Origin of the sequence: Eikenella sp. NML03-A-027, from assembly GCF_001648395.1 — a bacterium.
Taxonomy (GTDB): domain Bacteria; phylum Pseudomonadota; class Gammaproteobacteria; order Burkholderiales; family Neisseriaceae; genus Eikenella; species Eikenella exigua.
The window spans coordinates 516,638-541,061 of the sequence record NZ_LXSM01000016.1 but is presented as its reverse complement, the minus strand read 5'-3'; the positions used below and the strand labels follow the sequence as shown (position 1 = coordinate 541,061).

Annotated in this window: 22 protein-coding genes and 2 pseudogenes; 12 read left to right on the top strand and 12 right to left on the bottom strand. The window is 55.3% G+C overall.

All coding sequences use genetic code 11. The features are described 5' to 3' along the window. Nucleotides 1-45: 45 nt before the first annotated feature. The 3 genes from lepB to lepA form a co-directional block, all read right to left on the bottom strand. Nucleotides 46-1,086: a signal peptidase I gene (gene lepB / locus A7P96_RS08115; protein ID WP_067526152.1), complete on the bottom strand. Its 1,041-nt coding sequence runs from the start codon at nt 1,084-1,086 to the stop codon at nt 46-48. 220 nt (nt 1,087-1,306) lie between these two features. Next, nucleotides 1,307-1,636 carry a hypothetical protein gene (locus A7P96_RS08110; RefSeq protein WP_067526150.1) on the bottom strand — a complete coding sequence of 110 codons (330 nt, stop codon included), beginning with the start codon at nt 1,634-1,636 and terminating at the stop codon, nt 1,307-1,309. Between the two features lie 84 nt (nt 1,637-1,720). Beyond that, a complete protein-coding gene (gene lepA / locus A7P96_RS08105; RefSeq protein WP_067526148.1) occupies nt 1,721-3,514 on the bottom strand; it encodes a translation elongation factor 4 in 1,794 nt (597 codons plus the stop codon). Between the two features lie 322 nt (nt 3,515-3,836). Between lepA and menA the strand changes: the two genes are divergently transcribed. From menA to A7P96_RS08085, 5 genes are all read left to right on the top strand, one after another. Continuing rightward, nucleotides 3,837-4,739 (top strand): 1,4-dihydroxy-2-naphthoate octaprenyltransferase, encoded by a 903-nt coding sequence (menA, locus tag A7P96_RS08100; protein ID WP_067526146.1) that lies wholly within the window; start codon nt 3,837-3,839, stop codon nt 4,737-4,739. A gap of 54 nt (nt 4,740-4,793) precedes the next feature. After that, the gene (locus A7P96_RS11425) at nt 4,794-4,919 is read left to right on the top strand and encodes a DUF1304 family protein (RefSeq protein ID WP_255361176.1); all 126 of its coding nucleotides are present in this window, start codon (nt 4,794-4,796) and stop codon (nt 4,917-4,919) included. A gap of 27 nt (nt 4,920-4,946) precedes the next feature. Beyond that, complete coding sequence (locus A7P96_RS11055; protein WP_231863667.1) at nt 4,947-5,132, top strand: hypothetical protein; 186 nt, start codon at nt 4,947-4,949, stop codon at nt 5,130-5,132. A 366-nt stretch (nt 5,133-5,498) separates the two neighbouring features. Further along, nucleotides 5,499-6,158: a hypothetical protein gene (locus A7P96_RS08090; RefSeq protein ID WP_067446405.1), complete on the top strand. Its 660-nt coding sequence runs from the start codon at nt 5,499-5,501 to the stop codon at nt 6,156-6,158. Nucleotides 6,159-6,378: 220 nt separating this feature from the next. Further along, a complete protein-coding gene (locus tag A7P96_RS08085; protein ID WP_067526144.1) occupies nt 6,379-6,579 on the top strand; it encodes a hypothetical protein in 201 nt (66 codons plus the stop codon). Between the two features lie 9 nt (nt 6,580-6,588). Here A7P96_RS08085 and tldD read toward each other — a convergent pair whose 3' ends face one another. Continuing rightward, complete coding sequence (gene tldD / locus A7P96_RS08080) at nt 6,589-8,040, bottom strand: metalloprotease TldD (protein WP_067526369.1); 1,452 nt, start codon at nt 8,038-8,040, stop codon at nt 6,589-6,591. 443 nt (nt 8,041-8,483) lie between these two features. Between tldD and fabI the strand changes: the two genes are divergently transcribed. The 6 genes from fabI (at nt 8,484) to ribD (ending at nt 14,260) form a co-directional block, all read left to right on the top strand. Then, nucleotides 8,484-9,272, top strand: a complete 789-nt coding sequence (gene fabI, locus A7P96_RS08075; protein ID WP_003822686.1) for an enoyl-ACP reductase FabI — start codon at nt 8,484-8,486, stop codon at nt 9,270-9,272. Nucleotides 9,273-9,439: 167 nt separating this feature from the next. Then, complete coding sequence (locus A7P96_RS08070; RefSeq protein WP_067526142.1) at nt 9,440-11,068, top strand: YdgA family protein; 1,629 nt, start codon at nt 9,440-9,442, stop codon at nt 11,066-11,068. A 66-nt stretch (nt 11,069-11,134) separates the two neighbouring features. Further along, nucleotides 11,135-11,347 (top strand): hypothetical protein, encoded by a 213-nt coding sequence (locus tag A7P96_RS11050; RefSeq protein WP_197476463.1) that lies wholly within the window; start codon nt 11,135-11,137, stop codon nt 11,345-11,347. 282 nt (nt 11,348-11,629) lie between these two features. Beyond that, complete coding sequence (gene ruvB, locus A7P96_RS08060) at nt 11,630-12,661, top strand: Holliday junction branch migration DNA helicase RuvB (RefSeq protein WP_067526140.1); 1,032 nt, start codon at nt 11,630-11,632, stop codon at nt 12,659-12,661. 74 nt (nt 12,662-12,735) lie between these two features. Further along, on the top strand, nt 12,736-13,071 hold the full coding sequence (locus tag A7P96_RS08055) for a hypothetical protein (protein WP_067526138.1): 336 nt from the start codon (nt 12,736-12,738) through the stop codon (nt 13,069-13,071). 97 nt (nt 13,072-13,168) lie between these two features. Next, on the top strand, nt 13,169-14,260 hold the full coding sequence (gene ribD / locus A7P96_RS08050; protein ID WP_067526136.1) for a bifunctional diaminohydroxyphosphoribosylaminopyrimidine deaminase/5-amino-6-(5-phosphoribosylamino)uracil reductase RibD: 1,092 nt from the start codon (nt 13,169-13,171) through the stop codon (nt 14,258-14,260). Between the two features lie 352 nt (nt 14,261-14,612). Here the strand turns inward: ribD and A7P96_RS08045 are convergent, their stop codons facing one another. The 3 genes from A7P96_RS08045 to A7P96_RS08030 form a co-directional block, all read right to left on the bottom strand. Continuing rightward, nucleotides 14,613-15,401, bottom strand: a complete 789-nt coding sequence (locus A7P96_RS08045; RefSeq protein WP_067526134.1) for a molybdopterin-binding protein — start codon at nt 15,399-15,401, stop codon at nt 14,613-14,615. A 142-nt stretch (nt 15,402-15,543) separates the two neighbouring features. Next, a complete protein-coding gene (locus A7P96_RS08040; RefSeq protein WP_156496312.1) occupies nt 15,544-15,951 on the bottom strand; it encodes a hypothetical protein in 408 nt (135 codons plus the stop codon). A gap of 226 nt (nt 15,952-16,177) precedes the next feature. Beyond that, nucleotides 16,178-16,825 carry an HAD family hydrolase gene (locus A7P96_RS08030; protein ID WP_067526126.1) on the bottom strand — a complete coding sequence of 216 codons (648 nt, stop codon included), beginning with the start codon at nt 16,823-16,825 and terminating at the stop codon, nt 16,178-16,180. A gap of 331 nt (nt 16,826-17,156) precedes the next feature. Here A7P96_RS08030 and lolA point away from each other — a divergent pair, with 331 nt between their 5' ends. Further along, nucleotides 17,157-17,774, top strand: coding sequence for an outer membrane lipoprotein chaperone LolA (gene lolA, locus A7P96_RS08025; RefSeq protein WP_067526125.1), 618 nt, complete (start codon nt 17,157-17,159; stop codon nt 17,772-17,774). 84 nt (nt 17,775-17,858) lie between these two features. On the opposite strand, the gene polA is transcribed toward lolA, so the two are convergent. The 5 genes and pseudogenes from polA to A7P96_RS08005 form a co-directional block, all read right to left on the bottom strand. Further along, a complete protein-coding gene (polA, locus tag A7P96_RS08020; RefSeq protein ID WP_067526124.1) occupies nt 17,859-20,645 on the bottom strand; it encodes a DNA polymerase I in 2,787 nt (928 codons plus the stop codon). A 343-nt stretch (nt 20,646-20,988) separates the two neighbouring features. Beyond that, a complete protein-coding gene (locus A7P96_RS08015; protein WP_067526123.1) occupies nt 20,989-21,735 on the bottom strand; it encodes a hypothetical protein in 747 nt (248 codons plus the stop codon). A gap of 338 nt (nt 21,736-22,073) precedes the next feature. Further along, nucleotides 22,074-22,948: pseudogene (locus A7P96_RS10850) on the bottom strand (cytochrome bc complex cytochrome b subunit); the annotation flags it as partial. A 39-nt stretch (nt 22,949-22,987) separates the two neighbouring features. Further along, a pseudogene (locus A7P96_RS11045) lies at nt 22,988-23,356 on the bottom strand (ubiquinol-cytochrome c reductase iron-sulfur subunit); the annotation flags it as partial. Between the two features lie 298 nt (nt 23,357-23,654). Further along, nucleotides 23,655-24,404, bottom strand: a complete 750-nt coding sequence (locus tag A7P96_RS08005) for a Nif3-like dinuclear metal center hexameric protein (RefSeq protein WP_067526120.1) — start codon at nt 24,402-24,404, stop codon at nt 23,655-23,657. Nucleotides 24,405-24,424: the final 20 nt, after the last annotated feature.

Here is a 24,424-nt window from a genome sequence, read left to right as displayed (position 1 = left end):
ACATAAACAGCAAAAACCGGCCAGCCGGCCGGTTTGTCTTTCCTATCAGCGGATAGTGTTACCGATGCGCGAAGTATCGCCCACGTTCATCCACACGAAAAACGCTTTGCCCACAATCAGCTTGTCGTCCACAAAGCCCCAGTAGCGCGAATCGGCGCTGCTGTCGCGGTTGTCGCCCATGGCGAAATACTTGCCTGCCGGCACCGTGCATTTAAAGCCGCTGCCGTCTGCTTCATATTCGCAATTTTCGCGCAAGCCGCTTTGGTAGCCGTTCGCAGCAAAATTATTGGCGGATTCGGCCAAGAAGGGGATGGAAACCGTGGGCGCGTTTTCATTTTTCAGCACATCGAAATGGCGGCCTTCCCAATCGGCGGAAAAGCGGGTGGCTTCCAGAATCCGCTCCGGTTTGTAATCATCGGGATATTGGTAGCCGCCCACCAAATTATCCTGCTCGGTTTTGCCGTTTACCGTCAGCACCTTATTACGATACTCCACCACATCGCCCGGCAGGCCGACAATGCGTTTGATGTAGTTGGTATCCGGCTCCACCGGATAATTAAACACCACCACATCACCGCGCTGCACCTGGCCCACCGGAATCAGTACATTATTCAACACCGGCACGCGGATGCCGTAGCTAAACTTGTTCACCAGCACAAAGTCGCCCTTCACCAGCCCCGGCCGCATCGAACTGGAGGGAATCTGAAACGGCTCGGCCACAAAAGTGCGCAGCACAAACACCACCAAAATCAGCGGGAAGAAGCTGCCCATATAATCGCGGAAATGGTTGTCGTCTTGCTCCGCTTCTTCAGCGTGATCAGTCAGTTGCCTGCGCTGTTTGCGTGCCGAACGCGCCCACAGCCATACCGCGCCGGTAAACAGCACCAGCAGCAGTAGCACTGCCGTGAGGCTCATCAGCTTGGCCAGCAGGCCAAACGAGCCTACCATCATCAGGAGGTAGCCCCATTGCAGGCCGCTGCTCCATTCACTGTTTTCTTGCCGCGTTTTCCTGCTCACGGCAAACAGCACGATACCGGCCACCAGAGCAGCTATAGCGGCATAAAGGATTGTGTTGGATTGTTCCACTTTTATATTTCCTGTATTGAAATGAGTTTGATAAGCTTTAGGCTACCTGAAAACTGGCAGCCCGCCTAAAATCTTTGTTCATAGCTTCCTGCCGCTGATGGTTACACCTTCGATAAAACTGAGGCCATAGCCGAAACCGACTCTACCACTAATTTTTTGCGCCTCACCGGCTCTAAATCGCTCGTTCTTAACGGCTGATTCCTGAAAACGGAAGTCATAGCTACCGGAAACACCACATCACCTCAACTGCAGCCCTCAAAGCCAAAACACGGCAGCGGTGGTCTGCAGCTAAATTATCTGTATCTGGCGTGCTATCTGCCCAGCCCCACACCAAAGCCATAGGCGGTTTCACCATCTGCCCCTGGCGGCAGGCTACCTGAAAATATTGCTGCTGAGGATCGTATTCATTCAAAAACAGCACCGGTGTGCCTTGCGGGCAGAATTGGCGGAATTGTTCCAACGCTTCCGGCGCGGCAGAAACGGCAAGGTTTTCGGATAGCGTCGGCTTTTCCATCTGCAGGTTGGGCGTGGCATAGGCGGAGGAAGCCATATAAATCGCCAGTATCAAAAAATGTTTTTCATTATCAGGCTTCCTTTCATTCAGGCTCTCGTTTTTCAGGTAGCCTGAATGTGGCTACTTATCCCCCACCTGCAAAATCGCCAAAAATGCGCTCTGCGGGATTTCCACATTGCCCACCTGCTTCATGCGTTTCTTACCGGCCTTTTGTTTTTCCAGCAGTTTTTTCTTACGCGTGATGTCGCCGCCGTAGCATTTTGCCAATACGTTTTTGCGCAGCGCCTTCACGTTTTCGCGAGCGATAATCTGGCTGCCGATAGCAGCCTGCACGGCGATGTCAAACATTTGGCGCGGAATCAGTTCGCGCATTTTCGCTGCCAGCTCGCGGCCACGGTATACGGCATTTTGGCGGTGCACAATCAGGCTGAGCGCATCCACTTTGTCGCCGTTCACCATAATATCTAGTTTCACCAAATTGGCGGCACGGAACTCTTTGAAATGGTAGTCCAGCGAGGCATAGCCGCGCGAGGTGGATTTGAGCTTGTCGAAAAAGTCCATCACCACTTCGTTCATCGGCAAATCATAAGTGAGCATCACCTGGCGGCCGAGATACTGCATATTGATTTGCACGCCACGCTTCTGGTTACACAACGTCATCACATTACCCACGTATTCCTGCGGCACCAGGATGGTGGCGGTGATAATCGGCTCCAAAATGGATTCCACCGTGGCCAAATCCGGCAGTTTAGAAGGATTTTCCACTTCGATATGTTCGCCGCTCTTCAAAATCACTTCATACACCACGGTAGGCGCGGTGGTAATCAAGTCCATATCAAACTCGCGCTCCAGGCGTTCCTGCACAATTTCCAAGTGCAAGAGGCCGAGGAAGCCGCAGCGGAAGCCAAAGCCAAGGGCTTGAGACACTTCCGGCTCAAATTTTAATGAAGCATCATTGAGTTGTAGTTTTTCCAACGCATCGCGCAGGGCTTCGTAGTCGTGGCTTTCCACCGGATAGAGGCCGGCAAACACTTGGCTTTGTACTTCTTTGAAGCCGGGCAGCGGCTCAGAAGCAGGGTTGGCAACCAAAGTAACCGTATCGCCCACTTTGGCTTGGCCGAGCTCTTTCACGCCGGTAATCAAAAAGCCTACTTCGCCCGCTTTAAGCTCTTGCCTGTTCACCGATTTCGGCGTAAACACACCAAGCTGCTCCACTTGGCTCTCAGCCTTGGTGGACATGAAGCGCACTTTGTCTTTCAGTTTCAGCCGACCGTTTTTCACACGGATCAGCATCACCACGCCAACATAGTTGTCGAACCACGAATCGATAATCACGGCTTGCAGCGGCGCGTTTTCGTCGCCTTCCGGCGCGGGAATTTTCGCAACGATTTCTTCCAGCACGTCTTCCACACCTAGCCCCGATTTGGCCGAGCAGGTTACTGCGCCCACTGCATCAATACCGACGATGTCTTCAATTTCCTGCGCCACGCGGTCGGGATCGGCGGCGGGTAAGTCAATTTTGTTCAGCACCGGCACCACTTCCACGCCCAAATCAATCGCGGTGTAGCAGTTGGCCACGGTTTGCGCTTCCACGCCCTGCGATGCGTCCACCACCAACAGCGCGCCTTCACAGGCAGAAAGCGAGCGGGAAACTTCATAGGAGAAATCGACATGCCCAGGCGTATCAATCAGATTTAAAAAATAAGTTTCGCCATTTCTGGCTTTATAATTTAGTGCGGCGGTTTGCGCCTTAATCGTGATACCGCGCTCTTTTTCGATGTCCATGCTATCCAAAACCTGCGAACTCATTTCGCGGTTTTCCAAGCCGCCGCAGTGTTGGATGAAGCGGTCGGCGAGCGTGGATTTACCGTGGTCAATATGGGCGATGATGGAAAAGTTGCGGATATTGTTCATATTTTGGCAAAAAGTAAGCGGTCGTGATGGCAGGCAAAAGCATCGGCTTGGCCGATACGGGCTACCTGAAAAGGCGGAGCTTCAGCGAAGTTAAAATAGAGGCAGCAACACAGCAAGCTGTGCCGAAACCAAACTGCGTATTTTAGCCGAAAACGCTTGAAGCTGCCCGACAATTTATGCACCTTCCGGCTTGACCCAACACAAGCAAAAAGCGCAAGCCCCAGCCCGATAGCGCAGAATCGGGTATCATGCCTGTTTTTCGTATCAGGCTACCTGAAACTGCCGATTGAATTTTTCAGGTAGCCTCCAAGCCACTCCCGCCATGCACGCCCTATTCCGCCTCATTCGTCCGCGCACCCTGCCGCTGGCCCTTGCCGCCGTTTGCTGCGGCAATGCCATCGCTTGGCACAGCAGCCCAGCAAGCTGGCGCGGCAGCGTGTTCCTGCTCAGCTTGCTCACCGCACTGGCCCTGCAAATCGTCTCCAATATTGCCAACGACTACGGCGACGGCATACGCGGTACCGACCGTTATCGCGCCCCTGATGCGCCCGAGCGTCTTACCGCCAGTGGCCAAATCCCCCTCCCACACATCCGCCGCCTCCTCGCTGCCAGCATACTGGCCGCCCTGCTCCTCGGCAGCACACTCATCGCCCTCAGCTTGCGCCACCCGCAGCAGTGGCTCGCCTTCCTGTTCTTAGGCAGCCTCGCCCTCATCGCTGCCCTCACCTACACCCTCGGCCGCCACGCCTACGGCCACCACGGGCTTGGCGAAATCAGCGTATTCCTGTTTTTCGGCCTGCTCGGTGTACAGGGTAGCGCCTATCTGCAACAAGGCAGCTGCCCGCCAGAGGGCTGGCTGCCCGCCGCTGGCTGCGGCCTGCTCGCCGCTGCCGTACTGCACATCAACAATATGCGCGACATCGAAAGCGACCGCCAATCAGGCAAAACCACCCCCGCCACCCGGCTTGGCTTTGAGCGCAGCAAAACCCTGCACCGCCTCCTCCTCGCCGCCGCCCTCATCTGCTACGCCGCCCTCGCCCCTCAAATCCCTAGCGGCCTCTTCTGGCTAACCGCGCTGCCGTTGGCCGCCACCCACCTGCACCGCCTGCAAACCGCCACCAACCCCGCCGCCGCCGGTCGCGAACTGCCGCACATCGTACGTTTCACCTTGGCCGTCAACCTACTTTTCGGCAGCGGTCTGCTGATCGATTCCATATTGTCTTAATCCATTAAAATTAAAATAAAACTACACTTTCACCACACACAACTAAGGGAAACTATGCCCATCCTCTCGCAGATCCTCGTTTTACTCACTGCCGCCCTATTCGGCTACATCATGTATCTCGAACCCTTCGCCACCACCTCCCCCGCCACCGCCCGCGTATTCAAGCTCAGCCAAGAGTAACTCTCCGAGCCGCGCTTCAACGTATTGATGCGCAACCAAGGCATCTACAACGGCTGCACTGCCCTCATGCTCGTCTACGCCATCTTGTTTGCCTCCCAGCCGAAAGAATTCGCCGCCGTTTTGCTGCTCAACTGCATCACCGTTACCGCCTGCGGTGCGCCCCCAACAAAAGTATTCTGTTCAAGCAAGGCGGGCTGCCTATTTTGGCTTTGATCAGCCTGTGGTTTTAGTAGACAGGAAAAAGGTTACCTGAAAAAGATAGATTCGGTTGCAGATAGCCTATGATATTTACAAACTCCTCATTTTTTAAAGTGTAGTTTAAAACAAGCAAAACAGAGCGCGCAGATACATCGAAAATAGACAGCATCCGAAAAACGCATTGTGAAGAAATACGCCAAAAACGAGGAATTATAAATGCATCAATCCTTATATTGTGCGAGCCAACATCTAACAACCAAATTTTGGGCGGATACCGTGTCTTATCGGCTACGATTTTGAAAAACACAGCAATTTTCTTTACAATACCACCCAGCAGCAATGCTGACTTATCCAACCAATATTGAAAGAAGGAATGACTTTATGAAATCTAAACAAGCACTTTGGTTGTTGTGTGTATCTGCAGTACTCGGCCTTTCCGCCTGTGGTGGCAAAGGCGGCGATGAACAAGCCCCCGTGCAACAGCAACAAGCCTCGCAAAGCCAGGAGGGCAGCCAGCAGGCTGAGAGCGGCAGCCAGCAGGAAGCAGCTTCTATGGATAACTTCCTGAGCAACGCCCAAGCTTTGCAGGCAGCAGAAGATTCCCTCAAAGCCCTGCCGCAGTTTTCCGGCAAGGAATTGAATGTATTCCAAAACGTTCAATTCTATGGCAGCAACCGTCCGCGCATTGAAATCGACATCCAAGACCCGGAAAAACCGGATAATATCGACCACTACACCTATGAAGACGGCAAGTGGAGCGAACCGCAACCGGTGCAGATTTCCGGCGGCGGCGACATGAAAGACAACGTTACTCCCCTGAACGACATCAAGTTTGCCACCGTGGCCACCATCGCCAAAACTTGGAACGAGAAAGCCAAGGAAGTGGAAGCCACCGAAACCGAGCTGACTTTCACCAGCTTCCAACTGTGGGTGCCGGACCAAACCCGCCGCTGGATTACTTCCACCATCGAAACCCCGCGTGCCAAATACTCTATCGATTTCAACATGGACGGCACTTTGAAAGACTTCAGAAAACAGTAATACGAAGAACAGTTTAGAAAGTAAACAAAGGCCACCTGAAAACGTAGCGCAGGAAATTTCTGCGAAGCTAAAAGTTTCAGGTAGCCTTATATTACGCCCCGACAACAGGGGCGAGCAGTAAAACCCAATCTGAACAGTATCTTAGGCGGTTTCTTGACAGCCAGCCTGCATTCGAGTAAGCAAAGATTGCCCTTGTGTCATAGACCAAGGGCGATTTTTTATGAAACTCAAGCAACAGATGATGGAGCAGGGCAAGGCAAGCGAAGCGAGCCGCAGCCTTCCTTGTCTAAATAAAAACATCTTTTGTTTTGAAGCTTGGTTTAATCAGCCATACTGTAACATATCTTTATACCAAGCGATGATGCGCCAACAATACAAAAACAAGATGCAACAAAGGCTACTGAAACCCTTTTTCAAGTAGCCTTTTCCGTCAAGCCGTTTCGCTGCCGCCTACAGTTAAGCCGGCATCAATGCGCAGAGTAGGCTGCCCCACGCCCACGGGCACGCTCTGGCCTTCTTTGCCGCACACGCCGATGCCGCTATCGAGCGCCATATCGTTGCCGATCATGCTCACGTGTTTGAGCACTTCCGGCCCGCTGCCGATGATGGTGGCGCCTTTCACGGGGTATTGCAGTTTGCCGTTCTCCACCCACCATGCTTCGGAGGCGCTGAATACGAATTTGCCGCTGGTGATGTCCACCTGTCCGCCGCCGAAGTTCACGGCATACAGGCCTTTTTCGATTGAGGCGATGATTTCTTCCGGCTCGCGGGTGCCGTTTTGCATGAAAGTGTTGGTCATGCGCGGCATCGGTGCGGCAGCGTAGCTTTCGCGGCGGCCGTTGCCGGTTACCGCCATGCCCATCAGCCGGGCGTTGGTTTCGTCTTGCAGGTAGCCGGCCAGGATGCCGTCTTCAATCAGCACGGTTTGGCGGGTGGCGTTGCCTTCGTCGTCCAGATTGAGCGACCCGCGCCGCAGCTCGATATTGCCTTGGTCCACCACGGTTACGCCTTTGGCTGCTATGCGTTCGCCCAAACGGCCGGCAAACGCGCTGGTGCCTTTGCGGTTGAAATCGCCTTCCAGTCCGTGTCCCACGGCTTCGTGCAGCAGCACGCCCGGCCAGCCGCTGCCGAGCACCACGGTCATGCTGCCGGCGGGCGCGGGGCGCGATTCTAGGTTGACTAAGGCCTGTTTTACCGCCGCCTCCACATAACTGCGCAGCCGCTCTTCGTTGAAATAGTTCAGCCCGTGCCGCCCGCCGCCGCCAAAGCTGCCTACTTCGCGCCGCTCGCCCTGCTTGGCCACCACGGTAATGCTCAGGCGCACCAGCGGGCGGATATCGGCAGCGGTGATGCCGTCTAACCGCGCCAGATAGATTAGATCGTGTTCGCAAGTCAGCCCGGCCATCACTTGCACAATCCGTGGATCGGCAGCTTTGGCCAGCTGCTCCACACGGGTGAGCAGCGCCACCTTGGCGGCTGAATCTAAGCCGGGAATCGGGTTGTCTGGCGTGTAGAGTGCAACCTGCTGGCGGCTGGCTGAACCAGCCAGCTTAACCTGCCGCTCCTGCCCCGCTGCGCCGATGGTGCGTACCGCTTCTGCCGCCTGCCGCAATACGGCCGGGCTTAAGCTGTCGGCATAGGCAAACGCGGTTTTCTCGCCCGACACCGCCCGCACGCCCACACCTTGATCAATCTGAAAACTGCCGGATTTCACCATGCCCTCTTCCAAATGCCAGCTTTCATAGGCGGTACGCTGGCAGTAAATATCGGCATAGTCCACTTGGTGGGCAGAAATGGCAGATAAAGCACGGGCGATTTCATCGGTGCCCAGTTGGTTGGCGTGCAACAGTTGTGCGGAAACGGTGGAGTGCGCTGTGTTCATGGCGTTAAAGGATTGAAAACGAAAGTCGGGCGGCATTATATAACGGCTGGACAGTCGCTCGTATTGCCTGTTGCTAGGATTGTGAAAATAAATCGCATCCATGCGTATTAATAAAAATATTTTCTATTTAAATATTGATAACAATTATCGTTTGTGTATAATAGCTACACCCCTTTCTTATGGGCATAGCTGAAGAAGCTATATCTACCCAATTCCACAGGAGTGCGCCTAGCGAAACCAATTGCTTAACATCCCAATACTCAAAACCGAAAAGTTGAAGCCCGCTGCCGAAAACAGCGGGTTTCGGCTGTTTGCAGCACACGCAAAACAGCGCCGGATTTACTCTGGCACCTTAAATTAAGCTATAATGCCCCGCTTTTGGGCGCAGGCTACCTGAAAACCAAACAGCCTGCACACAGACAACTTCCCCGAGGACAAAAAAAATGGGCTTTTTGCAAGGCAAAAAAATCCTGATTACCGGCATGATTTCCGAGCGTTCCATTGCCTACGGCATCGCCAAAGCCTGCCGTGAACAAGGCGCTGAGCTGGCGTTTACCTATGTGGTAGACAAATTGGAAGAACGCGTACGCAAAATGGCGGCCGACTTCGGCTCCGATTTGGTATTCCGCTGTGATGTGCAAAATGATGCTGAAATTGAACAAGTATTTGCCGACCTGGGCAAAAAATGGGATGGTCTCGACGGCCTGGTGCACGCTATCGCCTTCTCGCCCAAAGAAGCCCTCAGCGGCGATTTCTTAGACAGCATCAGCCGAGAAGCCTTTGAAATTTCACACGACGTTTCCGCCTACAGCCTGCCCGCGCTGGCCAAAGCAGCCCGCCCGATGATGCGCAACCGCAACAGCGCCATCCTCGCGCTTACTTATCTGGGTGCCGTGCGGGCCATACCCAACTACAACGTAATGGGCATGGCCAAAGCCAGCTTGGAAGCCGCCATCCGCTTCACCGCCGCCTGCGTCGGCCCCGAAGGCATCCGCTGCAACGGCATCTCTGCCGGCCCGATTAAAACCCTGGCTGCCGCCGGCATCGCTGATTTCGGCCGCCTGCTCAACCACGTTGCTTCGCAAAACCCGCTGCGCCGCAACGTAACCATCGAAGAAGTGGGCAACACTGCCGCCTTCCTGCTGTCCGACCTATCCTCCGGCATCACCGGCGAAATCACCTACGTGGACGGCGGCTACAGCATCAATGCCCTCAGCGGCACCGGCGCCTAATTTACTGTCCGTTTTAGCCCGTTAAGGGCACACAGGCTACCTGAAAACAATTTTAACGAAAGTAAAAATCCGTTTTCAGGTAGCCTCTTGCTTGCCCAGCACCAAGACAGTGCCCCGTTTTGGTGTTATCCTTGCGCTTTCCTAATATCACGCATTTTGGTTGTTGCATGAAAAAACTCCTTTGGCTGTTCTCCGGCCTCATCCTGCTGCTGGCCGCCCTATTCCTCGGCGCGCCCTACTATCTTGGCATCAAAGCCGAACAAAGCCTGAACAAACAGCATGAAATCCTGAGCCACACATCCTTCTTGCAAGTCGAATCCCGCCGCTACGAGCGCAGCTGGTTCAGTTCGCACGAAACCACCGTGGTGCGCTTCAAGCCCACCTTCCTGGCGCAGCTGCAAGACAAACTGCCCGACAACATTAAAACCATCCTCACCCAGCCCATCACGCTGGAGAGCAACATCAAACACAGCCTGTTTGCCAACGGCAGCATGCCTGTGCGCGCCGTGGTAGACACCGAATTCGTTTTCCAGCCCGAAAGCCGCGAAATACTGCAACGCTTCTTCGGCAGCCAAGCCCCTGCCAGCCTGCGCAACGTGATCCAACTCAACGGCAACGGCCGCCTCACTTGGCAGGTGCCCGCTTTCAAATACCAAGAGCTCTCCGGCATCGCCATTAATTGGCAAGGCCTCGAAGGCAGCACCGACTACACCAAATACTTTACTGAATACCAAAGCAGCCTGAACAACCCCGGCCTCACCATCACCCTGGCCGACAAAGGCAGCGTTTCCTACAAAAACCTCCAGCTGCACACCGAAACCCACGAAGGCAGCCACAACCTGGCCCTGGGCAACAGCAAGCTCACCCTCGGCCAAGTGGAAGTGGAGTGGAAAGACAGCATCAACTACGACATCCGCCTCAACGATGTGCTGAACATGGTGTCCGACCTGCAAATCGGCAGCTTCATCAACCCCTACGGCCAAGTGCCGCCCGCCAAAATCACCCTCAACGACCTGCAAATCGAAACCCGCATGGATCAAGACGGCCGCTGGGTGAACACCGAAGGCAAATTCGGCTTCGCCAAGCTCAACTACGGCAGCGACAACTACGGCCCGCTGGCCATCCATGTGAGCGCCGAACACATCGATGCCGAAAGCCTCGCCGCGCTCAAAACCCGCCGCGACCAGCTCATCACCCAGCGCCTCAGCGACGAGCAAATGCGCGAAGCCCTGCTTGCCGCCCTGCGCAACGAAGCCGCCGGCCTGTTCACCAACGATCCCGTTATCCGGCTCAAACAGTTTGACCTCACCACCCCGCAAGGCATGATCAGCGGCAACGGCGAACTCAAATTCAGCAACCTCACTACCGCTGATTTGAACGACATTGACAAAATGCTCGCCCAAACCGATGCCGATTTCCACATTGCCGTACCGCAGCAAGTGATCGAGCGGCTCACCGTCGCCCAAGCTAAAAACTACATCAGTGTCGATCCCTCCCTACCCGATGCCGACCACGAAATCAAAGAAGCCGTGCGCCTGTGGCTCGACAGCGTGCTCGAAAGCATGGCGCGGCAAGGCTACCTGAAAATCGACGGCAACCAAATCGTGAGCACCCACATCGTCGTGCGCAACAAAACCTTCAGCATGAACGGCAAACGCATCGAATCGCAAGCCGATGAAAACCTGTTGCCCGACAGCTCCCTGCCCGCCGATTCCAGTACCCCGGCCACGCCGGCATCTGCGCCTGCCACCGCCTCGGCCGCTTCCGTCCCGCCGAAGGGCGCATCTGCCCCCTAGCCCAGTAACAGAAGGCTGCCATTTCAGGTAGCCTTCTGATTATTTTCCAAACAAGCACCGCACAAAATGAGCCAATCCCCCTACCCGCCCGCCACCTATCCTGAAAAAGTGGGTATTTACCCTGCCCACTGCCATTCCGGCAGTGGCTATTTCTACGATGACGTGCTCGAATACCGCGTATGGTGCCATCCCGAGCGCGGCGTCCCCGATTTATATGAAGGCGACGACTACTTCCATGCTTTCGCCACCCATGCCGAAGCCCTCGCCTTTGCCCGGTAACAACCCGGCAGCGAAGATCCGCTCGTCCTAGTACGCCAGCAAGAATATATCGACGAACCCCAGCCCGGCACCTTCATCCGCCGTATCAGCGAACGCATCACTGAATGGCTGCCGGAATGGCTGGAAAACAGCCGGCGCCAGCCCGGATCAATCGAAGCCTTCCTCGCCAACAGGCTACCTGAAAGTGATATTTTGGCGAAGCCAAGGCAGAGCTTTTGCGGAGCTAAAACAAAACCGCAATGAAATTAAACCACTAAGGCTACCTGAAACCCCTTCCTCATCATGCTCCACACCGATTCCCTCACCGCTGCCGAACCCGAACGCCTCATCACCGCCCGCCAGATTTCCAGCCAGGAAGAGCAGCTCGAACGCGCCCTGCGCCCCAAAACCCTCGCCGACTACATTGGCCAGGCCAAAACCAAAGAGCAGCTCGGCATCTTCATCCAAGCCGCCAAAAAGCGCGGCGAAGCCCTCGACCATACCCTCCTGTTCGGCCCACCCGGCCTGGGCAAAACCACCCTTGCCCACATCATCGCTAAAGAACTCGGCGTGAACCTGCGCCAAACCAGCGGCCCCGTGCTCGAACGCGCCGGCGACCTTGCCGCCCTGCTCACCAACCTCGAGCCGCACGACGTACTCTTCATCGATGAAATCCACCGCCTCAGCCCCGTGGTGGAAGAAATCCTCTACCCCGCCCTCGAAGACTACCAGCTCGACATCATGATCGGCGAAGGCCCTGCTGCCCGCAGCGTGAAAATCGACCTGCCTCCCTTCACCCTCGTTGGTGCTACCACCCGAGCCGGTATGCTCACCAACCCCCTGCGCGACCGCTTCGGCATCGTCTCCCGCCTCGAGTTTTACAGCAGCACCGACCTCGCCACCATCGTTTCCCGCTCCGCCTGCCTACTGCAAATGAGCCTCGACGACACCGGCGCACTCGAAATTGCCCGCCGCAGCCGCGGCACCCCCCGCATCGCTAACCGGCTGCTGCGCCGCGTGCGCGACTATGCCGAAGTGAAAAGTAACGGCCGCGTGGATGCCGCCCTGGCTGATGCCGCCCTGCAAATGCTCGATGTGGACAACGAAGGCCTCGACATGATGGATCGCAAATTCCTCGAAGCCGTGCTGCACAAATTTGCCGGCGGCCCCGTTGGGCTGGAGAACATCGCTGCCGCCATCGGCGAAAGCCCCGACACCATCGAAGACGTGATCGAGCCCTACCTTATCCAACAAGGCTTCCTCCAGCGCACCCCGCGCGGCCGCGTCGCCACTGAACGCAGCTACAGCCACTTCGGCCTGCCGTTTAAGCCTTGAGGCTACTTGAAAATCCGAAAACACAAACTCCAACAAGTAAGAGTCATGCGCGTGGGAATATAACCGTGAAAGGAATGACGGAATTCGGGTTTAACGACCTGCACAGCTTTAAGGACATGATAATATTTGTGCAAATGTGTGCGCCAAATGATTTCCCCGAAAGAATGGCTTATCCTGGGCAATACTGGACTTTAGATTCTACTTTTGATGGCTTATATTTAGGTTTGGACATGGCAGTAGAAGAAGGCCCCAAGCTGGTATTCGATCAATGCTGGCAATTGGTCGAGCAGGCTTATCAGTGCTATCGGGCCGGAGATAGGCGCGGAGGCTGGTTCACGTTGGAGAAAGTGCATAAACTGCTGAGAATAAGTCAGAACCCAGTAGCAAGGATTGCCGATTGGGCTATCTGAAAATATCGGCATCCTTTTCAGGTAGCCTTTCTTTCCGTTTAAAGGCTACCTGAAAACCTTATTTACTCCGTTTCCCTCTATCCATTTCTTACTCAAAATGCCCCAATTCTCCCCCACCGACCACGCCCTGATGCAGCAAGCCATTGCCCTTGCTTGGCAAGGCCGTTTTTCCACTTCGCCCAATCCGCGCGTTGGCTGCGTGATTGCGCAGGGCGGGCAGATTGTCGGCCAAGGTTTCCACCTCAAGGCCGGCGAGCCGCATGCCGAAGTGCACGCCCTGCGCCAGGCCGGCAGCGCCGCGCAAGGCGCCACCGCCTACGTTACCCTTGAGCCCTGTGCCCACCACGGCCGCACCCCGCCCTGTGCCGAAGCCCTGATCCGCGCCGGCGTGCGCCGTGTAGTGGCCGCCATGCAAGACCCCAATCCCCTGGTGGCGGGCAAAGGGCTGGCCATGCTTGAAGCCGCCGGCATTCAGGTAGCCTGCGGCCTGATGGAACGCGAAGCGCGGCTGCTCAACCGCGGCTTCCTCTCCCGCATCGAACGCGGTCGCCCGTTTGTGAAGCTGAAAACCGCCGCCAGCCTCGACGGCAAAACCGCGCTCGCCGGCGGCCAAAGCCAATGGATTACTGGTGCCGCCGCTCGGCACGATGTGCAGATCCAACGCGCCGAAAGCTGTGCCGTGCTCACCGGCATCGGCACTTCCCTGGCTGACAATCCGCGCCTCACCGTGCGCGACTTCCCCACCCTGCGCCCCCCGCTGCGCGTGCTGCTCGACAGCCGCCTGCGCCTGCCTGCCGGCAGCCATCTACTTGATGGCAGTGCTCCCACGCTCATCTATACCTTGTCCAACAGCCCCGCGCCCGCCGCCGCCGAAATCTGCCGTTTGAAAGCTGACGCCCAAGGCCGGATCAGCCTGAATGCCGTGCTGGCCGATTTGGCCGCTCGCGGCATCGGCGAGCTGATGTTGGAAGCCGGAGCCACACTGGGTAGCGCATTTTTGGCGCAGGATTTGGTGGACGAAATCGTCTGCTACCAAGCGCCCAAACTACTCGGCGGCACGCAATCGTCCGCCTTGTTCAGGCTACCTGAAAACCCTGCCGCTCTCAGCTGTGAGTCCAATTGGCACACCATAAGCGTCGAGCAGCTAGGTGACGACATCAAATGGGTGCTGCAAAATTGGCGGGGTTGAAATGCCCGCATGTTTGTCGCCATTTGTTTCCATTCTTGTATTATCACTAAGCAGCTAGTGACTGGTTTTGTTGCTATAAGATTTCCTCGCCGGCGTAGTAAGGAAGAAAATAGCTTCAGGTAGCCTTTATGTTGCCGCTCCTGTAAGCCAGAGCCTCGAATCCGACATTCCGATTGACAGCGTGGTTAAGGTATATGTATGAAATAATTATTGTTTCACGCAAAGCAATGAGCCGCAGACAGTACAGCTAGTACAATAAAGCTAGATAAAGCAGTATGAAGTGCTTTGGTTATAAAAAATTCCAGGTAGCCTCAATCATGCTGAAGGCTACTTGAAACCGATTTCTTTCTGTTTACACGTCTTCCGGCGCCAGCTCAATCTGTGTGGCGCCCTGCTTTTTCAAGCCGGCTTCGGCTGTCTGCCAAGCTGCATCCAGCCGGCTACAAGCTTCCCCTTCGGCTTTGAGGCCGAACAGCAGGTGGTAGCGCTGCTGGGTGGTGGGGGTGGCAGGCAGGCTGAAGCTGCGGATGCCGGGGTAGTGCTGTTCGATGTCGGCCATCAGGGCGCTGATACGGGATTCGGGCAAGTCGATCCAAGCACTGACGCTGCGGCGTTCGGTTTGGTGTTGGAGATGGGCGTAGTATTCGTCGAGTACCCAAGCTGCCATGGGCTGTGCCATTACGGGGAAGCCGGGCAGGAAGTAGTGTTCGCAGATAGAAAAGCCGGCGATGTTGTTGTAGGGATTGGGAATCAGGCTGCTGCCTTGGGGAAATTCGGCCATGCGCAGGCGGATTTGGTGGCCGAGGCTGCCGAGGCTGTCGCCGTGTTTGAGGGATACGGCTTCGATGTTGGCAGCGGCCTGCGGGTGCAGCGCCAGTGGCAGACCGAGGGCTTCGGCCGCAGCTTGGCGGGTGTGGTCATCCGGCGTGCTGCCGATACCGCCGGTAACAAAGGTGGGCAGGCCTTCGGCAAAGCTTTGGCGCAGCCGGTGGACGAGGAGTTGGCGATTGTCGGGCAGGTATTGCACAGAATCAAGCAGCAGGCCGCGCTCTTTGAGCAGCTGTTTGAAAAAGGTAAAGTGCTTGTCTTGGCGGCTGCCGTGCAGGATTTCGTCGCCGATGATGATAAGGGAAAAGGACATGAGGTTTCTTTGGAAAGGAAGGCTACCTGAAGCTATGGTTGATGCTTTCAGGTAGCCTCTATGCAAATAACAGGCTACCTGAAAACTGGATTGCTGCTTGAGATTTTCTCTGAGGCCTATGCTTTCAGCTAGCCTTTGCTGCTTAATAGCTGGTGCCCGGCATTGGGCAATATTGAATGGATGCGGGGCGGGTGGGATGCACTTCGCCTTCGGCTTGCAGCAGGATTTCCACTACAGCCACATCGCAGCTGTTCCCGCCGCGCGAATACTGTATTTCGTAATTCTTGCCAGCCTGCGGGGTGAGGCTGCTGGCGGTGTAACAGCGGTGTACCTGGCTGGTGGTTTTACTGGGAAACGCGCCATCGAGCACCAGCGGTTTGCTGGCGGGCACAACAAATTCTTTATACGATTCGCGGAACACCACGCCGGTATCGGCATTCACAGTGTTGCTGCGCTGAGTGGTAGGCATGCCCACCGAAAGGTTGCGGATGCGGCGCGGCAGGCCACCAGTAAATCTGGTGTGGCGGCGTCGGCCTTGTTTTCTGCCCATTGTTCGCAGCTGCTGTTCGGGATCATGTGCACCACATCGTGGCCGTATTGGCCGTAAATGCGTAGTTGAGCCTGGTCTTGTGCGTTATACAGCTCTTCGCGGTGCATGATTTACGATTTCTGCGACATAAAGCAGCTACTCAAGGCCAGTGTGGCGCAAATAGGCAGCAATAAGCTGATTTTTTTCATTAAGACGTTCTCCATTAGGTAAAGGTTAAGCTACTCGGCTATAGTAAATCCAAAATCTGCCCGGGCGCATCCAGCCGTGCATCGGCCGGCCATTCGTGCACCGGGTCGCTCTCGGCAATGTAGCCCCAGTTGGCCAGGGCTGTGGCCATGCCGGCGTTTTTGCCCGCCACCATATCGCGTTCGGCATCGCCCACATACAGGCAGCGCTCAGGTGCAATGCCGATTTGCCGACAGGCGTGGTGCATCGGCAGCGTGCTAGGTTTGGACTCGGCGCAGGTGTCGCCGCTCACCACCACGGCAGGCGGGGCGATAAAGCCCAGCTCGGGCACGAGCAGGCTGGTGAAACGGTGCGGCTTATTGGTGATGATGCCCCAGGCAATGCGGCGGCGGGCGAGCTGCTCGAGCATGAGGTTGATGCCTTCAAACAACACGGTTTCATCGCAAAAGCCGTGTTCGTATTCGGCCAGGTATTCCTGCCGCCAGCGCGAGTGGTCGGGGTGGCTTTTTTCAATGCCCGTGCCCAGCTTAATCAGATAGTTGGCACCATGGCTGGCCACTGGCCGGATTTGTTCCATCGGCACGGCAGGCAGGCCGTTTCTGGCCAAGAGGCGGTTGAGTGCGCCGCCCAAATCCAGCGCAGTGTCGGCCAATGTGCCGTCTAAATCGAATAATACAGCTTGAATCATAAGGTTCTCCAAGAAGGCGGGTGAGGCCACCTGAAAAGTATAGTGAATTAAAATGAGGATGCTACCGCGTTGGCTCGCCTTACCGTGCTATCTGTATTGTCTGCGGCTCGCTGCATCTACCGCAATCTTTTCCGCCGCTTACCGCAGCCGTGAATTATAGCGCAGGAATAAAATCCGGTTAAAAATTCGCCACCCTATTTTGCCTAATGCCTTGCCGCAGCGGAAAAATTCCTTTGCCCTGCTATCTTCACAATTCCCACCGCCCTGCCCCGCCACGCCCAAGCTGGTACAATGCGCCGTATTCCGTTTTGATTCGCACAAAGGAAAAACGATGAAAACCCAAACCTTCCGCCTGGCCGCCGCAGCCGTTTTGGCAATAGCCATCGGCAGCGCCCAGGCTGGCGGCATCGAAGCCCTGCAAAAATTCAATGCCGACACCGACGGTATCAGCGGCAGCTTCAGCCAAAGCGTGCAAAGCCGCAACAAAACCCGCAATGCCCAAGGCCGCTTCAGCATCCTACGCCCCGGCCTCTTCAAATGGGAATATACCAGCCCCTACAAACAAACCATCGTAGGCGACGGCAGCTACATTTGGCTCTACGACATCGACTTGGCGCAAATCACCAAAACCGCGCAAAACCAAGCCATCGGCGACAGCCCCGCCGCCATCCTCTCCAATAAAGACGCCCTCTCCGCCAGCTACACCCTAAAAGAAGACGGCTCCGCCGGCGGCATCGACTACGTATTGGCCACGCCAAAGCATTCCAACGCCGGCTACCAATACATCCGCCTTGGCTTCAAAGGTGACGATCTGGCCGAAATGCGCCTAAAAGACAGCTTTGGCAACCAAACCACTATCAAATTCAACAATCTGAATACCAGATCCAACCTCTCCCGCAGCCAATTCCGTTTTACCCCGCCGCAGGGTGTGGATGTGCTGACGCAGTAAGAGCAGTTTAGTACTTGAGATGAAAGGCTACCTGAAAATTTCAGGTAGCCTTTTTGTGTTAATCAATAAATGTAACTAACCTTTTTAATGTGCCTCTTCCCAATTCATTCCCACGCCTACCTCAGCCACCAGTGGCACTTTCAACATCCCTTCGTCCACTGCCGCCATAATCTGCGGCAGTTTTTCTTTGACTAAATCCAGTTCGGCTTCGGGTACTTCCAGCACCAGTTCGTCATGCACCTGCATAATCAGCTTGCTATTCAGGCTACCTGAAACCAGCCAGCGGGACACGTCTATCATGGCGCATTTGATGAGGTCGGACGCGGTGCCTTGCATGGGGGCGTTGATGGCGGCGCGTTCGGCTCCGGCGCGGGCGTTGGCATTTTTGTTGCGGATGTCGGGCAGGTAGAGGCGGCGGCCGAACAGGGTTTTGACGAAGCCTTGGGCGGCGGCTTGTTCTTTGGTGCGCTGCATGTATTCGGCGACGCCGGGGTAGCGGGCGAAGTAGCGGTCGATGAAGGTTTTGGCGGACAGGTTGTCTATGCCCAGCGATTTGGCGAGGCCGTATTGACCCATGCCGTAAATCAGGCCGAAATTGATGGTTTTGGCGTAGCGGCGTTGTTCGGGCGAGACGTTTTCGGGGGCGATGCCGAATACTTCGGCGGCGGTGCGGCGGTGTACGTCTTCGCCGTTTTGGAACGCGGTGATGAGGGTTTTGTCGCCGGAGAGGTGCGCCATGATGCGCAGCTCGATTTGGGAATAGTCGGCGGAAACGATGACGCTGCCTTGCGGTGCGGTGAAGGCGTGGCGCACGCGGCGGCCTTCGGCGGTGCGGATGGGGATGTTTTGCAGGTTGGGGTTGTTGCTGGCGAGGCGGCCGGTAATGGCGACGGCTTGGGCGTAGGTGGTATGCACGCGGCCGTCTTTGGGGGAAATCATTTCGGGCAGTTTGTCGGTGTAGGTGGATTTGAGTTTCGCCAGGCTGCGGTTTTGCAGGATAATTTTAGGCAGGGGGTAGTCGGGCGCGAGCTGTTCGAGCACGGCTTCGTTGGTGGAAATGCCGCCTTTGGCGGTTTTTTTCAGGCCTTTGGTGGGAATGCCCATTTTGTCGAACAGGATTTCTTGAAGCTGTTTTGGAGAGTTGAGGTTGAACGGCTGGCCTGCGGCGGCGTAGGCTTCTTGTTCGAGCTTCATCAGCTCTGCGCCGAGTTTTGCGCTTTGACGGGCGAGTTCGGCGCGGTCGATTTGCACGCCGTTGCGTTCCATTTCAAACAATACCTGCGCGACGGGCAGCTCAATTTTTTCATACATTTCAATCTGTTTGGTGTCCATCTGCGCGCGCAGGTGCGCTTCGAGGCGCAGGGCGAAATCTGCGTCTTGGGCGGCGTATTCGGTTGCCTGCTCAATGGCGACGTCGGCAAAACCGATTTGTTTCGCGCCTTTGCCGCACAGCGATTCGTAGGTAATGGTTTCCAAGTCCAGCCAGCGTTCGGACAATTCGTCCAATCCGTGTCCGAGATGACTCTCGATGATGTAGGAAGCGAGCATGGCGTCGCCGGCAATGCCGTTCAGGGCGATGCCGTAGTTGGCGAAAACGTGTTGGTCGTATTTGAGGTTTTGCCCGATTTTTTTCAGGGCGGGTTTTTCCAAATGCGGTTTCAGACGACCTAATACGTCTTGCAGATCAAGCTGTTCGGGCGCGGCGGTCAGGCTGTGCCCTACGGGGATGTAAACCGCTTCGCCTGCTTGGAACGCGATGCTGATGCCGACCAGCGCGGCATTCATCGCGTCTAATGACGTGGTTTCCGTATCGATGCCGATTTTGTTCGCCTGAGCCAGTTTGTCCAACAAGGCGGAAAACTGCGCTTCGGTGGTAATGGCTTGATAATCCAGCGTATCGGGGGCAACGGCTTTTTCAGGTAGCCTTTCAGACGACGTTTCCATATCCAACGCCGCCTGTTCGCCTATCGTATCGCTGCCGAACAAATCGCCGTCCGCTGCTTCGTGCATACGGCTTTCCGCTTCTTTCAACCAAGTGCGGAAACCCCAGCGTTTGAAATCGACAACCAGCTGCGCCCATTTAGGCGTAGTGCGGCGCAGGCTTTCGAGGCCGTCTGAAAGCTCGGTGTGCAAGTCCACATCGGTTTTAATCGTTACCAAATCATACGACAGCGGCAGTTGTTCCAAAGCGGCTTGCAGGTTTTCGCCGACCTTGCCTTTGATTTCCGCAGCGTGTTCCATCACACCGGCCAGCGAACCGTAGGCTTCCAGCCATTTCACCGCCGTTTTCGGGCCGCACTTTTCCACGCCCGGCACGTTGTCCACCTTGTCGCCCATCAGCGCGAGATAATCGCGGATTTGGTCGGGACGCACACCAAATTTTTCCTTCACGCCTTCAATGTCCAGCGTTTCACCGCTCATCGTGTTCACCAGCGTCACACGATCGTTGACCAACTGCGCCATATCCTTATCGCCGGTGGACACCACCACATTCCAACCTGCTTTGCCGGCCATCGCCGCCAGCGTGCCGATAACGTCGTCCGCTTCCACTTGCGGAATCACCAGCACCGGCCAACCCATCAACCGCACCAAATCCGGCAAGGCTTCCGCCTGCGGGCGCAAATCGTCCGGCATCGGCGGGCGCGTCGCCTTATAGTCGGGGAACATCTCGTGGCGGAAATTCTTACCCTTCGCATCAAACACCACCGCGCAATAATCGTGCACATAATCCGCCCGCAGCCGGCGCAACATGTTCAACACGCCATAAAGCGCACCCGTCGGCGCACCGTCAGGCGCGGACAACTGCGCCATCGCGTGATAAGCGCGGTAGAGATAAGAAGAGCCGTCAACGAGGAGGAGGGTTTTGCGCATTTGGGCAACCGTTTGTGTGAAATGAAAACAGCGGGATTATAGCGCACAATAAGCAGGCTACCTGAAAGCCAGCCAAAACCGAACGGCAGATTGCAGCTAGCCTTTGGCAGGTGGAAGAAAGGCTACCTGAAAACAGCGGCGCTAGAATTTCAGGTAGCCTTTTAGAGGATGGATGACGGATTTGCTTTTATTCAGAAGATGCTTTTTATTGGCAAGCAAAGTGGTAATGCTGCCCTACTCTGGAAGTAAGCTCAAGGTTGGTTGCAAGCGGTGCAGCAGTAAAGCTCAAATAACGTGAATTGCTATGTGGCTCAAATTGCTCGGCCGGTTTTTCAGGTAGTCTTCAAGCCAGCCAGTTGTAGCATTGTTCCCACAGCAGGGTTTCTTCCGGCTTTTCACGGCCGGCCAGCAAGGCTTGCTCAGAGGCTCGGCGAAAGGTGGCGCGGGTGTGCGGGTCAGCAAACCAGACAGAAAGTTTGGTGACTAGATACTCACGATGCGGGCGATGGTCGGGGAGATAACAGGCTTTATACCAGTCCGGTTCGTTTGCACCATAGGGTATGGTCAGATACAGGCCGATAAATTCGCGCAGGGCGTTGGTTTCAGAAGCAGACTGTGTCCACAGGGCGAGCAGCTTGTCGGTTACGTCTAGGCCCGCAAAGTGGAACATGACGAGCCACGTGGACAGACAGCCTTCGTAGCGCGGAGCGGCAATTTGGTGTGCAAACCAAGCGGCAGCGAAGCGGTGCAGCCAGCGGATTTCATCTTCCGACCAGCATTCGGGCAGGTCACAGCGCAATTTGTCGAGCAGCATTTCATCGGTGGGGCGCACATCTTCGTCGTTTACCAAGGCCTGCAAAATGCGCGGCAGGAAATGCTTCATATCGCGCGCGGTGGCGGCTTCGTCTGCCAGTGGCACGCTGCCCAGATAGCCGGCTAGGTTGTTGGCAGGAATCTCGCGTAATCGGTAGCGCAGCAGTTCGCGTTGGCAGTCTTTAGGCGTGCAGCATTCGCAGGTGCAGATATTGAGAGGGAAGCGGACTGTATAGGGAGCAAACAGTTGGTAGGCTTCTTTGATAAAGGCTTGCATTCGGTGGCTCTTTGATTGGGGTTCAGGTAGCCTGAATCGGTTTGAGGCTACCTAAAAATATAGCTGCTGTGATTTGAAGTATTCAGTATATCAGGCGCTTTGTTAGATACCAGCATCCGGCCTGCGGCTTGCTTTCTTTGCTGGTGGTTTATGGTTTCAGGTAGCCTGGACTGATTTGAGGCTACCTGAAATTAAACTGTCGTTTCAGCTTTTCAGGTAGCCTCTTTCCCCAAAAAACACAAGCTGTTTCCAAGCTGTGTTTCTTGCTGCGGTATGCTTAGTGCACGTTTTTCCAGTATTCTTTTATTCCTTCTTCAGGAAGTAGGCCAGCGGCAGTGTATGATGGCGAACAGGAACAGCACCAGCAAGGTTTTGAAGGTGGTGTTACGGTAGCGCACAGACTTTACCGGCGAGCGGTTGAGCCAGACAGGTGGGCAATCAGAATCACTGCCGCACCCATACCGGTTACACCTCACATCTACGTGCCAGGAAACGAGGGAACAGCGCGCAAGATGGCGTAGAACGAGGTGAAATACCATACCGGGGCGATGTGCTCCGGAGCTTTCAGTGAGATGGCCACGTTGAAGTTGGGCGCTTCGAGGAAGCGGTCGCTTTCAGGAGCGAAGAACATGATGGAGCAGAACACAATCAGGAACCAAAATATCTTTTACATGGTGTAATACGAATGGAAGGGGAAGCTGTTGAGCGGGATGCCGTTTTCGTCTTTCAGTTTTTTGATTTACACTTGATTGCCACGCCGTCTGGGTTGTTGGAGCCCACTTCGTGCAGCGCAATCAAATGCGCCATCACCAAACCGACCAGCACCAGCGGCATGGCCATCACGTGCAGGGCAAAGAAGCGGTTGAGTGTAACGTCGGAAACGTTAAAGTCGCCGCGAATCCAAGTGGACAAATCAGGGCCGATTACGGGAATGGCACCGAACAGGTTGATGATTACCTGCGTGCCCCCAAACGACATCTGAAAGGCTTCCGCCGTCAGGGCGAGGAAAATCAGCGCACTACACACCCACACGAGCTCGCGCGGTTTTTTGAACGAGCCGTAAATCAGGCCGCGGAATATAGCAGGTACACCACGATGAAGAACAACGAAGTGCCGAGGAGTACATATAGCGGATAATCCAGCCGTCAGACACATCTCGTATGATGTATTCCACCGCAGTAAGTGTGGCTGGCAGATAGTATTGGTTTAGGTTATAGTTTGATTGGTCTTGATTTGTTCCTCGGTATAAGCCGTCTTCACCCACGCGGATGGTGGTTTCAGTATAGATATTTATAAGGAGGGATCACCAGATTGGACGGCGCTGGCATTCCTTTGAACGCACGGCTGACCAAGTTGAATTTGGAACCATAGCACAGGCAAAAGAAGCCCCCTTTCCAGCGTGCACCCAAATCCACTTGCCGCGTCACTCGGCGGTAACCAACTGGCCGGTTTCAATTTTTCTCATGTCGATGTCGATCGGCGCAACGGTTGCTTTGGCCTTTTCCGAAGGGAAAAACTGACAACGAAAGGCTGGCTACCCCCAGCGCACCACACCAGCGGCTCCGGCAGTGGCCAGTACCAAAAAGCGCCGTTGTTCTTGATTGATTTCTTGGTTAGTCATTACTCAATCATCCTAATACTTTAAAAATACCGAAATACCAAGGCTTTTGCACAACAGCCGTTGTGGCGTCGCAAAGAGGCAACTTTGCAAAGGCCTCATCCTGCCAATAGCGCAGCGGCGTGATTTAACTTAACCTAAATCAACACTTAAAGAAATATTTAAAATAAAGTAAAGATTTGTCTTGCCGCAGCAGGGGGCATGGGCATAAGTGCAACAATGTAACAGCTTGTTCAAATGATAAAAATGCATCCAAGGCTACCTGAAAAGCAAGATGTAAAGATTACACGACAACTTAAACTTAGGCTGGATTGTCTTCATCAAAAAACAGGCATTCCAGCGGCCATTCTTGCTGTAATCGTGTTGACAGCGCCTGGATGCCGTAACGTTCGGTGGCGTGGTGGCCGGCACTCACGAACAGTACACCGTTTTCCTGCGCCAAATGGTATTGCGCTTCGGAAATCTCGCCGGTAACGAAGGCGTCTGCACTAATATCGATCGCCTGCTGGAAAAAACCCTGCGCCCCACCGGTACACCAGGCCAGCTTACGCACCGGCCGCGACAAATTGCCGGCGGAAACCGGCTTGCGTCCCAAACACTCAGCCAGATTAGCCAGCAGTGCATGGCCGTCTGCCTCTGCCTCTGGCGTGCCGAACATAAGTAGGTTTTGCTCACCGGTTTGGCCTTCTATGTGCCACCCCATGCGTACTGCCAGCTGCGCGTTATTACCCAGTTCAGGGTGGGCATCGAGCGGCAGGTGATAGCCGGCCATATTGATGTTGTGCCGGATAAGCGTGGCGATGCGGCGGTGTTTCCAGCCGGTGATGGTGATCGGCTCGCTTTTCCAAAACAGGCCGTGGTGCACCAAAAGCATATCGGCATCCTGCGCCACGGCATAATCGATGGCAGCCTGGCTGGCGGTAACGGCACACACGATTTTATGCACTTCTTCCCGCCCTTCCACCTGCAGGCCGTTGGGGGCGTAGTCGTGGAATTCGGCAGTGCGCAAAAATTCGTTGCACCAGCGGATGATGTCTTGGCATTGCGGCATGGTTGGGCTCCGGAGCGAAT